The organism is Dyadobacter sp. 32, assembly GCF_902506755.1.
Taxonomy (GTDB): Bacteria; Bacteroidota; Bacteroidia; order Cytophagales; family Spirosomataceae; genus Dyadobacter.
In genome coordinates this window covers 6,656,475-6,670,556 of sequence record NZ_LR735258.1, presented here as the reverse complement: position 1 = coordinate 6,670,556, position 14,082 = coordinate 6,656,475, and the positions used below count along the sequence as shown (strand labels likewise).

Here is a 14,082-nt window from a genome sequence, read left to right as displayed (position 1 = left end):
GTCAACACCCGATTGCCCTGTTGGTGAAAACTCCGACCATGACAGAAAAAAGCCATTTGCTAACAGGCAAAAGCGATAAGCAAAAAAATATGAAAACACTAAAATTAAACTGGGGAGCCGGTATTGCGATTACCTATATGGGATTCGTAGCCATGATCCTCGTGCTGGTCATCATGAGTACCCGTCAAAAAATCGACCTCGTTACAACGCAGTACTACACCGAAGAACTTAAATTTCAGGATAAGATTGATAAGGTAAAGCGCGCTCAATCGCTACCCGAACAATTGAGCTGGGAAGTGTCCGACGATGCGCTCTTGATTAATTATCCGTCAGCTATGACCTCATCACAACTGGCGGGCACGATTCGTTTCTACTGCCCGTCCAATGACAAAAATGATCGGATTTTTAAGGTCAATGCTTCCGACGGAGTTCAAATTTTTCCCCTGTCACAAATCCCGGTAGGTCGATACCAACTACAAATTGATTGGAAAAATGGCCAGGAGACCTTTTGGAATGAAGGCGTTGTCGTAATCAATCATTGATCCATAATCACCGATGAGTGAGGCCCTTCCTTTACTTGCACTTACCATGGGACTTATGAGTAGCTTCCATTGTATAGGCATGTGTGGCCCCATAGCATTGGCGTTGCCCACACACAAAAAAGATAAATTTCAGCAACTCGTGGGGCTTGTGGCGTACAATGGAGGACGTACGCTCACCTACGCCAGCCTCGGATTGGTTCTCGGGGCTGCGGGTTCCGCTTTGGTTTGGGTAGGGTACTTTCGTTACTTATCCATTTTGTCCGGGGCTATCATGTTAATATATGTTCTGTGGCCAAAAAAACTGGAAGCCTATTTACATGTCCCACGGTTTTGGCAGCATATGATTCAGGCTGTAAAAAAGAAGATGTCCACCGTATTAAGAAGTCGAAATCCGGCAAGTTTCGTTCTGTTAGGCATGCTCAACGGATTACTTCCATGCGGTATGATTTATCTTGCACTAATGAGCTCTTTGGCAACCGGGTCGATGACAGGAGGGGCCATATATATGCTTGCTTTTGGTATCGGCACACTTCCGGCAATGCTCGCCGTAGGTTTTTTCAGACAGCTGATCACGCCCGCCCTGCGGTCCCAGATGCACCGGCTGACTCCAATCGTTATTGGATTAACAGGCGCTCTGCTGGTGATACGAGGAATCATGATACAATATCCGTCAAACGTTACAGGGAATAACACTGAAATCACAATTTGCCACGGCAAGTGAAACATGTCTCCCAAGAATCCATCTTAAACTGCCAATCAAAGTAAGTTTTATTCCTGACGAGGGTCATGTTTTAAAGTTCCCTGTATCCCTAGTTTTGATGAACCAAATGTTAATAAAACGCAGTTGACATGGATAAGGATTTGTTATTCAAATACAATACACCAGGCCCCCGATACACCAGTTATCCAACCGTTCCCTATTGGCAAAAAACACCTCCAGCAGAGGAAACATGGAAAGATCTGGTTCGGAATGCATACACTGTTTCCAATCATACAGAGGGTATAAGCCTGTACATACATCTTCCATTTTGTGAAAGTTTATGTACTTATTGCGGCTGCAATACCCGTATAACCATTAACCACTCGGTTGAAGAAATCTATATCAATGCGCTTCTGGCAGAATGGGCTCTGTATCTAAAAATCTTCGGAGACCAAAAACCAATTATCAGGGAGATTCATCTGGGAGGCGGCACACCTACATTTTTCAAACCAGAAAATTTACAAAATCTTATCAGCGGGCTCCTCAGGAATGCAGAAGTACATCCCAGGGCACAGTTCAGCTTTGAGGCACACCCGGGCAATACCACAGACGAGCATCTGATGGCTCTGTATGAAGTGGGCTTTCGCCGGATCAGCATCGGTGTACAGGATTTCAACCCGATGGTTCTGGCGATCATCAACCGGCATCAAACCTATGAGCAGGTGAGTCATTTAACGCATAAGGCACGTGAAATCGGCTTCACATCTGTAAACTACGACATCGTTTATGGCCTGCCCAAGCAAAAAGCCTGCTTTATGATGGAAACCATCATGCGCGTGGTGAAACTCCGTCCCGACCGCATTGCCTTTTATAGTTATGCACATATTCCATGGGTAAAGCCAGGCCAGAGAAAGTACACCGAGGAAGACCTTCCCGATCCGGACAAAAAAATGGCGATCTACGAGACCGGGCGAAACGCACTCGAACTGGCCGGATACACCGACATCGGTATGGATCATTTTGCTCTGGAATCGGATGAACTTTGCATTGCTCAAAAGGAAGGAAGGCTGCATCGGAATTTTATGGGATATACCGATACACATACCCAGTTGTTGATCGGGCTTGGTGCGTCATCGATCAGCGACAGCTGGAACGGATACATCCAGAACGAAAAGAACATTGAAAAATATTACGAAAAAGTTAATAAAGGTGCACTTCCGATCCTCAAAGGTCATGAATTAACAAGCGAGGATGAGATTTTACGTCGCCACATTCTCAATATCATGACCGGATTCGAGACTACCTGGCATCATAAGGATCAGGCTTCCGATGCTGTATACAAAGCTATACAAAGGTTGTCGGAAATGGAGTTTGACGAATTGGTTGAGATACAGCCCTATCATCTGAAAGTCACGGACAAAGGCAAATCTTTTGTAAGGAACGTTTGTATGGCATTTGATGCCAGGCTATGGGCTGAACTTCCCGAAGCCACCATTTTTAGCCAGACCGTCTAGTAACATTCCGGAAATATTATAAAACCTAAAGTGCTGACTTTAAAGGGAACCTCTAATATTTAAGTCTAGCCTATTGATCTATGTTTGTTCGCGTCAACTATGTCCTGTAACTTAGTATGTTTACTACATTAGGCCTAAAACATACGGTAATGACACGGCATATTGAAATGCTAGACGCCCTTTTCAAGCACGCTACGGAAGGAATCGTGGTTGTTAATAAGGAAGGAGTGATTGTTATGTTAAATCCCAAAGCACTTGAACTCTTTGGATACCATGACAAGGAACTGGTCAATCAGAAAATTGAGACACTCATTCCCAGGCGATTGAGCAGGACTCATGTGCAAGACCGTGATGCTTACTTCGAGGGCCCCAAGGCAAGGGGTATGGGTGGGTCGCTGGATTTGTTTGCGGCAAGAAAAGATGGCAGTGAGTTTCCGGTAGAAGTAAGTCTCAGCCCTTTTACCACCAGTGAAGGGGAATTTGTGGTGAGCTTCGTGATTGATATTACAGAGCGAAAAAAAAATGAAAATACCATCAAGGAGGCAAATAAGGAAATTCAGAAACTGAATGCCGAATTGGAAGAAAGGGTCAAAAAAAGGACACAGGAACTGGCAATGGCGATTGAAAAAATTGAACAATCTCAGGACGAAGTGATGCGAGCTTTGAAAAAGGAAAGGGAGTTGAATAATATGAAAAGTCAGTTTGTAACCATTGCCTCTCATGAATTCCGAACTCCCCTCGCCACCATTTTATCGTCCGCTTCGTTGATAGGCAGGTATGCCAAAACCGAGGAAGAAGAAAAACGACAAAAGCACGTACAACGTATCAAGTCAGCGGTAACGAATCTCACCGAGATATTGAATGACTTCTTATCCATTGGCAAACTTGAAGAAGGCCGTGTCCACAGCATTCCGGTGCATACAGAGCTGAAGGAATTCACACAAGGCTTGATAGAAGAAATTAAAAGTCTGTGTAAAGAAAATCAGCGAATTGCATTCTTGTATGAAGGAGATTGCGACACCTGGATAGATAAGCAACTACTCCGGAACGTGATCTTCAATCTTGTTTCCAACGCTATCAAATATTCCGAAAGTGGAACCCTTATAACCGTGAAGATTGCCAGTGATCCGAAAAACATAAACATCCAGATTAAAGATCAAGGAATTGGTATTCCCGAAAACGACCATAGCCATATCTTTGAACGATTTTTCCGGGCACACAATGCGGGCACGGCTCAGGGAACCGGCCTGGGCTTAAACATCGTTCAGGACTACGTGAACCTGATGAAAGGAGACATTTCTTTTTCAAGTGAGGTAGGAAAAGGAACCACTTTTTATGTAAATCTGCCAAACCATTTACCAGAAAATCCATCCTGATTATCCCCATAAACCACAATTCAACCTTCAACGAAAAAATTACCTTGGAAACAAAAACAATACTACTGATTGAAGACAATACGGAAATGCGGGAAAATACGGCGGAAATCCTGGAACTGGCAGACTACACCGTAATCACCGCTCCAAACGGAAAAATTGGGGTACAGCTGGCACACCAGGAAAATCCCGATTTGATTATCTGCGACATCATGATGCCTGAGCTGGATGGATACGGTGTACTGCACCTGCTCGGAAAAAGTGATGACACCGCCAATATTCCCTTTGTATTTCTCACCGCCAAGGTAGAAAAGGACGATTATCGCAAAGGAATGACCATGGGAGCGGATGATTATTTAACCAAACCTTATGACGACGTAGAGTTACTGAACGCCGTAGAGATGCGGCTCAAGAAAAGTGAAAGACTAAAACAACAATTTGACCGGACAGCCGAAGGTCTTGACCAGTTTATTCAGGAGGCAAGATCATTCGACCTGATAGCTAAGCTGGCAGAAGATAAGAAGACTAAAACTTTACGAAAAAAAGAAACCCTTTACACAGAAGGAAGCTATCCATCAAGTGTGTTTTTTTTACAGTCCGGGAAGATAAAAGCTTTTAAGTCAAACGATAACGGAAAGGAATACATCACTGATCTGTACAAAGAAGGTGATTTTTTCGGCTATCTTGACCTGCTTCAGGGAGAGCCCTATCAGGAAACAACCATATCCCTGGAAAAATCGGAGGTATCCATGATACCAAAAGAAGATTTTTTTAAATTACTCCAAGGTAATCGCGAAGTCGCTTCAAAATTTATCAAAATGCTTTCCAACGAAATAAAAGACAGGGAGGAAAGACTTTTGCAACTGGCCTATAATTCTGTCAGAAAAAGAGTGGCTCAGGCTTTGGTTATGCTGGTACAGCGTTACCAGGATGATAAATCGAAACCCTTTTCCATGTCCATAACCCGTGAAGACATTGCTTCCATGGTAGGGACAGCCACCGAAACCGTAATCCGGACGCTGTCGGATTTTAAAGACGAGAAACTGGTCGATATGAAAGGAAGTATGATCACCGTTCTCGAATACGATAAATTAGCCCGGATGAGAAACTAGACATTGCCTTTGTTTTTTGACAGATACCCCACCATAAGCCTTCCGGCACGTTCAGAGGCACCAGCGCCACCTACATTTTCCCGAAGCTGAGCATAGCTTTGCAATTGTTCATTTCGCTTTTCGCCACCGACCAACAGCGCCCCAAGCTCCTTTACCAGTTGCTTTTCATTCAACTCATCCTGTATCAATTCCCGCACCACTTCCCTATCCATAATGAGATTGACCAGAGAAATGAAGGGCACCCTTATGAGTCGCTTGGCTACGGCATAAGAAAAAGCACTGGTTTTGTAACAAACAACCTCCGGCACATTCAGTAACGCAGTTTCCAGCGTTGCGGTACCCGATGTGACCAACGCCGCCTCGGCCACGTGCAATAGATCGTAGGTGCATTCGAAAACGATTGCCGCCTGCTGCGCCACGAGATATTTCTCATACAGACTGGCCGGCAGGTTTTTCACACCGGCAATCACAAACTGATATTGGGGAAAATGCGGGCGTACCGTGAGCATCAGATCAAGCATGCCGACAATTTCCTGACTACGACTTCCGGGAAGCAAGGCAATGATCGGCTTCGAAGGATCAAGATTATTGTTATTTTTGAAATCAGGATCTGGCTTAAAGGCTTCAATCGCATCCATCAAAGGATTGCCAACATAATCAACCTGATAGCCGTATTTGTTGTAAAAATCGACTTCGAATGAAAAGATCACGACCATCTTGTCCACGTTCGCTTTAATTTTCCAGGCACGTTTCTGGTTCCAGGCCCACACTTTTGGCGAGATGTAGTAAAATACTTTGAAGCCATTCGCCTTGGCAAACGAAGCAATCCGTAGATTGAATCCCGGATAATCAATCAAAATGATGACATCCGGCTGATAATCAAGTATATCCTTTTTGCACTTTTTGAGAAAACCCGCTATTTTATGCAGGTTAAGTGCCACTTCCAGAAAACCCATAAAAGCAGTATCCCTGTAATGGGTGACCAGATCCATGCCTTCTGACTGCATCATATCGCCTCCCCAGCCACGAAACTCCGCATCAGGATCGTTCTCCTTAATTCCTTTAAGTAAATTGGCTCCGTGCAAGTCTCCGGAGCGCTCGCCGGCGATAAGGTAGTATTTCATTTCTGGCTATATGCCACCAGTGCTCCGCTGTTGGCTGCGTGAAGTTTAATGAAAACAAGATTGAGATGATGGACAAGCCTACTCTCCGTAATATTCTACAAAATTCTTAGGTGTTTCGATGAGTTTGATATAATGTAGCTTCGAATTTGGAGCGACAGCAGCGATCGCAGGTTGTAGTATTTTCCAGATCTCTGCGACAAAAATCTCACACGAGGCCATTTTACCCTGCATAAAATCAACGTCGATATTCAGATTTTTATGATCCACTTTGTCAACAACCTTGCTCTTAATCAAATCACCCAAAACTTTCAAATCAATTACAAAACCAGTGTCCGGATCAGGAATACCTTTCACGGTAACGATTAACTCAAAATTGTGACCATGCCAGTTGTTGTTGGCACACGGGCCAAATACCTCCTGATTTTTCTCCTCTGACCAAGCAGGATTGAAAAGCCGGTGCGCCGCGTTGAAATGTTCTTTTCTGGTTACGTAAATCATAAAACTTCTTACCACTTAATAATAATAGAATACAAAATTACATTTTGTAATGGTAGTTTTGCTTGTTTTCCAGTATATAACTATAGAAAATCCTATTTATGCCCCAAAAAAGATGAGTAGAACGTTAATAACTTTTTCTCTTATCTGGCATTCTTTTTACAGTTTAACCTCATTAAACAAATAATCGATTATGATTATAGTAACAGGTGCAGCCGGATTTATTGGTAGCGGTCTGATCAGCAGACTCAACCAGGATGGCTTCAGCAACATCATTGCCGTTGACGATTTCTCTAAAATTGAAAAGGCCGAAAATCTTGAAGGAAAAACCATTCAGGAGCGTGTAGAACGGAGTGAATTATTTGCATGGATTGATGCAAACCCCAGAGACATTGAGTTCATTTTTCACATTGGTGCCCGTACAGATACCACTGAATTTGATAAAGAAATCTTTGACGAGCTCAATGTTAATTTCTCCAAAGAAATATGGAGAAAGTGCATTGCTTACCAAATACCGCTGGTTTACGCCTCATCCGCAGCCACTTACGGCCTTGGCGAACTGGGTTATGACGACAACGAGGCTTTGATTCCCCAGCTTAAACCCCTAAATCCATACGGAGACTCCAAAAATGATTTCGATATCTGGGCATTGGAACAGGAAGAAAAGCCATTTTTCTGGGTAGGACTCAAATTCTTCAACGTATACGGGCCCAACGAATACCACAAGAGCCGCATGGCCTCGGTAATTTTCCACGCTTACAACCAGATCAAAGCAACAGAAAAAATGAAGCTGTTCCGCTCACACAATCCTGATTACAAGGATGGAGAGCAGATGCGTGATTTCATCTATGTGAAAGACCTGATTGATGTGTGTATATTTTTCATGCACCATCGTAAAAACTCGGGGATCTATAACCTGGGGAGCGGACAAGCCAGAACCTTCAAGGATCTGGTTACAAATACATTTATTTCTATGGGAATCACGCCGGACATTTCTTATGTGGACACACCCGCAGATATCCGTGATAAATACCAGTACTTTACAGAAGCAAACATGAGCAAACTACGCTCCGTAGGCTATTCGAAGCCATTTCATACGCTTGAAGAGGGTGTGGAAGATTATGTAAAAAACTACCTTTCTTCCCACGCATACCTTTAAGGTTTCGGGTTTTCTCCTATTCACGCCGCCAAAGGATCAACGGGCTCTCAACCGCTTTCCTTTGGCGGTTTACTTTATAAACTTATGACCTCCGTCATAAGTTTATGCACAATTTTCTGTATTTTTGGGGTTCTCAATAAACTCTATCCTGTTTCTGCGTGTTAGGCTTTTACAGGACAAAGCGTGATAATTAAAAGACTATGAGCAAAGAACAGGAATTGTTGGAGGAGATCACCAGTTCGGAATATAAATATGGTTTTGTAACGGATATAGAGGCTGATGAAGCGCCAATGGGTCTTGATGAGAGTACCATCCGGTTTATATCTGCCAAAAAAAACGAGCCTGAATGGATGTTGGAATGGCGGTTGAAGGCCTTTAGAATGTGGCTTCAAATGTCTGAACCCAAATGGCCAAATGTTCATTACCCTAAAATTGATTTTCAGGGAATTAAATATTATTCTGCACCCAAAAAGAAAAAAGTCGTTGAAAGCCTGGATGATATAGATCCGGAGCTGCGGGATACATTTCAGCGTTTAGGTATATCCCTGACCGAACAAAAAAGGCTTTCAGGGGTACCTATTGCTGTGGATGCGGTAATGGATTCAGAGTCGGTTTTTACCACCTTCAAAGAGTCTCTCAGAGAAAAAGGAATTATTTTCTGTTCCATCAGCGAAGCTATTCGTGAGCATCCTGATCTGGTGAAAAAATATCTGGGATCTGTGGTTCCGCCGAAGGACAACTTTTATTCGGCATTAAACTCTGCGGTATTTTCCGATGGATCTTTTGTTTACATCCCGAAAGGCGTTCGTTGCCCGATGGAGCTGTCGACTTATTTCCGTATTAACGCCTCCGGAACGGGTCAGTTTGAACGCACGCTGATCATTGGCGATGCAGATAGCCATGTGAGTTATCTGGAAGGATGCACGGCACCGATGCGTGATGAAAATCAGCTTCATGCAGCCGTTGTAGAAATATTCGCCCACGAAAACGCAAACGTGAAGTATTCCACCGTTCAAAACTGGTATCCCGGCGACAAGGATGGTAAAGGTGGGATCTACAATTTTGTTACCAAACGCGGTCTTTGTGATGGTGCCGGGTCCAAGATTTCCTGGACACAGGTCGAAACAGGTTCTGCGATCACCTGGAAATATCCTTCGGTGATTTTGAAAGGTGACAATTCGATTGGTGAATTCTATTCTGTAGCTGTTACGAACAACATGCAGCAAGCTGATACAGGCACCAAAATGGTTCACATTGGCAAGAATACAAAAAGCCGGATTGTCTCAAAAGGAATCTCCGCAGGAAAAAGTCAAAATTCGTATCGCGGATTAGTACAGGTATTCAAAAGGGCTGAAAAAGCCCGGAATTTTTCTCAATGTGATTCCCTCTTGCTTGGTGATAAATGCGGAGCACATACGTTTCCTTACATCGAAGTGAGTAACCCTTCCGCCACGGTAGAACATGAAGCTACGACTTCCAAAATTGGCGAGGACATCCTTTTTTATTGTAATCAGAGGGGAATCCCAACAGAACAGGCCGTGGCGCTCATCGTCAATGGGTATGCCAAAGAAGTTTTGAATCAACTTCCAATGGAGTTTGCCGTTGAAGCGCAAAAGTTACTGGAAATCAGCCTCGAAGGAAGTGTAGGGTAAATAGATACCGCTATCATTTTCCGGGTTATAAATCAAAAGCCTTTGATTCGTCAAAGGCTTTTTGTATTTTATTGCTTTCCCGAAGTTTGTCCAATCTTTAACCCCTTATGACCCACGTTCCACAACTAATCATTGACCTCTCGCTCATACTCACCATGGCGGGTATTATTACCCTCATATTTAAAAAATTAAAGCAACCCATCGTTCTCGGATATATACTTGCCGGACTTATTGTGGGACCTAATTTTTCAATATTCCCAACCATAACGGACATCAAGACCATTGAGGTCTGGGCAGAGATCGGTGTGATATTTCTTTTGTTCAACCTTGGTTTGGAGTTTAGTTTTAAAAAACTTGTTAAAGTAGGAAGTACAGCTGCTATCACCGGACTGTTTGAGGTTGGATTCATGCTCATAACCGGCTTCGCAGCCGGACAGCTCCTTGGGTGGAGTAAAACCGATAGTTTATTTTTGGGAGGTATTATCGCTATCTCGTCAACTACCATCATTTTCAGGGCGTTTGAAGAGCTCGGCCTCAAAACGCAACAATTTACCCGGGTTGTATTTGGCATTCTGGTTATCGAAGACCTCACCGCCGTACTTTTAATGGTATTACTGTCAACGCTATCCATCAGTCAGCAGTTTGCGGGATTAGAACTATTTGGCTCCATACTGAAGCTATTTTTCTTCCTCACCATCTGGTTCATGGGCGGAATCTTCATTTTCCCTACCCTGCTACGTAAATATCGCAAGCTGATGAACGACGAAAGTGTACTGATTACCTCAGTTGCACTTTGCTTTGGAATGGTATTTCTGGTAACCCAGGCCGGATTTTCCGCTGCGCTTGGAGCGTTTATCATGGGATCCATTCTGGCAGAGACCACCCATGCCGAGAAAATCGAACATTTGTTAAAACCACTAAAAGACCTTTTTGGCGCTGTTTTCTTTATTTCTGTGGGGATGCTCATCAATCCGGAACTTCTGTTGGAGTACGCTGTTCCCACAGCCATACTGGTATTGGTCGTTATTTTCGGGAAAACTACCTACGTTACAATGGGGGCGGTAATATCCGGCCAGCCGCTGCGCAAATCTTTGCAGGCGGGGATGAGCCTTTCACAGATTGGTGAATTTTCTTTCATTATTGCCAATTTGGGCTTATCACTTAAAGTAACGAGTGATTTTCTATATCCAATCGCAGTGGGGGTGTCGGTAATTACCACCTTCACCACGCCTTATATGATGAAGGCTTCCGAGCCATTTTATGAATGGCTAGACCGGAAATTCCCATCTTCCTGGAAGCTTTACCTTAATAGATACAGTACCAGCTCTGGCCCTATCGCCAAAACGACCCAGTGGAAAGAAATCCTGCAATCTTATGCACAAACTGTCATTCTCAATTCTGTTGTGGTCATAGGCATTGTCCTGTTGTCATCCCGGCAACTTGGGGATCAGCTGCATAAATGGATACCAGAAACCTATCTTACGCAGTCCGTGCACTTTGGCATTACTTTTTTGGCTATTTCTCCATTCCTCTGGGCTCTGGTATTCAAGCGATCCAATAAAAAAGCCTATTCTGCCATTTGGCTTAGCAGGAAATACAGCCGCGGGCCACTACTCATGCTGGAATTATCACGTGTACTGGTTGCATTGGTACTCATGATCTTTCTGCTGAATTCTTTCTTCGACACGCCTACCGCGTTGAGCATTGCGGGTTGTATCATGGTGCTGGCTTTTGCCACATTTTTTCGACGCCTTCAGATTTTTTATAACCGTATTGAAGACCGCTTTTTACAGAATCTGAATGCCCGACAGCTCGAAGGAAGTGGCAAATCCAAAAGAATTCTACTGCCCTGGGACGCTCATTTCGCCTTTCTGGAAGTAAGTCCAGACTCCTCTTTAATCGGGAAGTCATTGCAGGAACTGGCGATTAGAGAAACTTTTGGTATCAATGTTGTGCTTATAGAGCGCGGAAGTAAAACCATCCAGCTCCCCCGGCCTACCGAAGTACTTTATCCATTTGACCGTATAGAGGTAGTGGGCACGGACGAGCAGCTCGAAATATTCAGAGGGCACGTGGAAATAAGCACGAATGGTGACCTGTATATAGCACACGACGACTTGATCATTCTGGAGCGAATCGAAGTAAAAAGCGGGTACAACATTAGGGGCAAAAGTATAAGGAACAGCCAGATCAGGGAAAAGACCCACGGCATGATAGTGGGCCTGGAACGGAACGGAGAACGGATTCTCAATCCAGATTCATCGATGATCATAGAAAACGATGATGTGCTGTGGGTGGCGGGCGAAAGGGATTTGATAAAAGAATTTATCCAGATAAAATCACCTGCCGACCGGGAGTCAAACGTCGACAAGATCTGGTAAAAGCCCCTGTAAGCCGCCTGTATGCACGGCAACGATGGTGGTTCCGACTGGGAAATATTTGCTGATCAGCAGATCGTACAGACCGTATAACATTTTGGCCGTATATACCTGCTCAAGCTGAATCCGATGGGCTACCTTAAAATGTTTTATAAAGTGAAGTAATTCATAATTCCATTTGGCGTAGCCACCGAAATGATAATCTGTGAAAAGACTTAATTGCCCGTCTTCTTTAATGTTTCCAGAAAGTTTGAAAATATCATTTTCCAGAAATGAGCCGCCCTTTAGCGCAGCAAAAGCCAGAACCTTTTCGCCAGCAGAAAGAATACCCGCGGCGGTACCTCCTGTTCCGGCGGCGACCGAGAAATAATCAGGACTGAACCCAAGTTGCTGCCTCGTTTCCTCTACCATCTCCTGAACTCCCGGCAGAGCCAGGGCAGTGGTTCCACCTTCGGGAATGACATAGGGGCTACCATACAGAGAACTGATTTCTTCAATATAATCCTGATCGTTTCGTTTCTTGTATTCTGCCCGGGACACGTAATGAATCGCCATCCCGCGATCCTTACAAAACTGGATTGTAGCGGTTTCCCTGATTTCATGATCTTCCCCTCTCACAATTCCAATCGTACCGAAACCCATTCCTGCTCCGGCAGCTGCCACGGCATACAAATGATTACTATATGCCCCCCCAAATGTCAATAATGATTGAAATCCCTTGTCCTTTGCATCCAGCAAATTATACTTCAGTTTTCGCCATTTATTTCCCGAAACGGTGTCGTGAATCAGATCATCACGCTTTATATACAGCTTGACTTCGGCGAACCTGGTGATCTCATTTTCTATCAGAATCAAAGGGGTCGGTAGTGAGGGAATCAGTAAATCCACGTTTTTTGGTAGTTTTGTCATTTGCGATCGAAATATGTCGGTTGCATTTGACTATCCTGCTTTAATTCATATACCATGTCCCCAACCGACCCGGAAATCATTTCAGACGAAGATGATCTATTTGAACATTACCGAATCGTCGCTGATAAAGGACAAGGTGCCATACGCCTCGATAAGTACCTGAATCTGCACGTTGCCAATGCCTCGCGCACAAAAATACAAAACGGAATTGAAGCGGAAGCAGTAAAGGTTAATGGGAATATCACCAAGGCCAGCTATAAAGTGAAGCCTTTTGATGTGATCACACTTTCCCTTCCTGAGCCACCGAGGGATACCGAGATTCTGCCTGAAAACATTGCTCTTGATATTATTTATGAAGATGACGTATTGTTGTTGGTCAACAAGCCCGCCGGTATGGTAGTACATCCGGCTTTCGGGAATTGGACGGGTACGCTGATTAACGCGCTTGTGTACCATTTTCAGAGCTTGCCCACCGGCCGGAACGGTGAAGGACGTCCTGGGCTGGTGCATCGGATCGATAAAGACACTTCCGGGCTCCTGGTTATTGCTAAAACGGAATTTGCCATGTCGTTTCTTGCCAAACAATTTTTTGACCATTCAATCGAACGTACCTATCACACACTGATCTGGGGTGAACCGAAATTAGAAAGGGGTACAATTATCGGCAACGTCGGACGAAGTGCCAAAGACCGGCGAGTAATGGATGTTTTCGAAGATGGTTCGCAAGGCAAACATGCCGTGACGCATTACGAAGTAATCCGATCACTCCGTTATGTGTCGTTGGTGAAATGTAATCTGGAGACGGGCCGTACGCACCAGATTCGAGCGCACATGAAACACATAGGCCACCCCATTTTCAACGACCCAACTTATGGCGGCGACAAAATCTTACGTGGTATTTCTAATGGGAGCTATAAAACCATGGTCGAGAATTGCTTCAGCCTCCTGCCAGGCCAGGCACTCCATGCCAAGTCGCTGGGTTTTGTTCATCCGACCACCCGTGAATGGATGCAGTTTGATACGGAACTTCCGCCGAATTTTCAGTCAATCATCGAAAAATGGGACAGTTACGTCAAATACCAATAGACAAAAAGTAGTATATTGTCATTGAAACTGCATTTTAA

Annotated in this window: 12 protein-coding genes; 9 read left to right on the top strand and 3 right to left on the bottom strand. The window is 44.2% G+C overall.

Features of this window, described 5'->3' with window-relative positions; all coding sequences use genetic code 11:
* Positions 1 to 89 precede the first annotated feature (89 nt).
* The 5 genes from DYADSP32_RS27280 to DYADSP32_RS27260 all read left to right on the top strand — a co-directional run bounded on the left by DYADSP32_RS27280 (position 90) and on the right by DYADSP32_RS27260 (position 5,241).
* On the top strand, positions 90 to 542 hold the full coding sequence (locus DYADSP32_RS27280; RefSeq protein ID WP_149239800.1) for a FixH family protein: 453 nt from the start codon (positions 90 to 92) through the stop codon (positions 540 to 542).
* Between the two features lie 13 nt (positions 543 to 555).
* Positions 556 to 1,263 carry a sulfite exporter TauE/SafE family protein gene (locus tag DYADSP32_RS27275; RefSeq protein ID WP_414618096.1) on the top strand — a complete coding sequence of 236 codons (708 nt, stop codon included), beginning with the start codon at positions 556 to 558 and terminating at the stop codon, positions 1,261 to 1,263.
* Positions 1,264 to 1,391: 128 nt separating this feature from the next.
* A complete protein-coding gene (gene hemN / locus DYADSP32_RS27270; protein WP_149239801.1) occupies positions 1,392 to 2,756 on the top strand; it encodes an oxygen-independent coproporphyrinogen III oxidase in 1,365 nt (454 codons plus the stop codon).
* Between the two features lie 149 nt (positions 2,757 to 2,905).
* A complete protein-coding gene (locus tag DYADSP32_RS27265; RefSeq protein ID WP_414618095.1) occupies positions 2,906 to 4,132 on the top strand; it encodes an ATP-binding protein in 1,227 nt (408 codons plus the stop codon).
* Between the two features lie 44 nt (positions 4,133 to 4,176).
* Positions 4,177 to 5,241 carry a response regulator gene (locus DYADSP32_RS27260; protein ID WP_149239803.1) on the top strand — a complete coding sequence of 355 codons (1,065 nt, stop codon included), beginning with the start codon at positions 4,177 to 4,179 and terminating at the stop codon, positions 5,239 to 5,241.
* On the opposite strand, the gene lpxB is transcribed toward DYADSP32_RS27260, so the two are convergent.
* Positions 5,238 to 6,365, bottom strand: a complete 1,128-nt coding sequence (gene lpxB / locus DYADSP32_RS27255; RefSeq protein WP_149239804.1) for a lipid-A-disaccharide synthase — start codon at positions 6,363 to 6,365, stop codon at positions 5,238 to 5,240. The two genes, DYADSP32_RS27260 and lpxB, sit on opposite strands and share 4 nt — an antisense overlap.
* A gap of 78 nt (positions 6,366 to 6,443) precedes the next feature.
* A complete protein-coding gene (locus DYADSP32_RS27250) occupies positions 6,444 to 6,863 on the bottom strand; it encodes a 6-carboxytetrahydropterin synthase (RefSeq protein WP_149239805.1) in 420 nt (139 codons plus the stop codon).
* 190 nt (positions 6,864 to 7,053) lie between these two features.
* Here DYADSP32_RS27250 and rfaD point away from each other — a divergent pair, with 190 nt between their 5' ends.
* From rfaD to DYADSP32_RS27235, 3 genes are all read left to right on the top strand, one after another.
* A complete protein-coding gene (gene rfaD, locus DYADSP32_RS27245) occupies positions 7,054 to 8,019 on the top strand; it encodes an ADP-glyceromanno-heptose 6-epimerase (protein WP_149239806.1) in 966 nt (321 codons plus the stop codon).
* Between the two features lie 200 nt (positions 8,020 to 8,219).
* Positions 8,220 to 9,671 carry a Fe-S cluster assembly protein SufB gene (gene sufB / locus DYADSP32_RS27240; protein ID WP_149239807.1) on the top strand — a complete coding sequence of 484 codons (1,452 nt, stop codon included), beginning with the start codon at positions 8,220 to 8,222 and terminating at the stop codon, positions 9,669 to 9,671.
* 107 nt (positions 9,672 to 9,778) lie between these two features.
* On the top strand, positions 9,779 to 12,052 hold the full coding sequence (locus tag DYADSP32_RS27235) for a cation:proton antiporter (RefSeq protein WP_149239808.1): 2,274 nt from the start codon (positions 9,779 to 9,781) through the stop codon (positions 12,050 to 12,052).
* Here the strand turns inward: DYADSP32_RS27235 and DYADSP32_RS27230 are convergent.
* The gene (locus DYADSP32_RS27230; RefSeq protein WP_149239809.1) at positions 12,029 to 12,958 is read right to left on the bottom strand and encodes a pyridoxal-phosphate dependent enzyme; all 930 of its coding nucleotides are present in this window, start codon (positions 12,956 to 12,958) and stop codon (positions 12,029 to 12,031) included. The two genes, DYADSP32_RS27235 and DYADSP32_RS27230, sit on opposite strands and share 24 nt — an antisense overlap.
* A 54-nt stretch (positions 12,959 to 13,012) precedes the next feature.
* Between DYADSP32_RS27230 and DYADSP32_RS27225 the strand changes: the two genes are divergently transcribed.
* Positions 13,013 to 14,044, top strand: a complete 1,032-nt coding sequence (locus DYADSP32_RS27225; RefSeq protein ID WP_149239810.1) for an RluA family pseudouridine synthase — start codon at positions 13,013 to 13,015, stop codon at positions 14,042 to 14,044.
* Positions 14,045 to 14,082 lie beyond the last annotated feature (38 nt).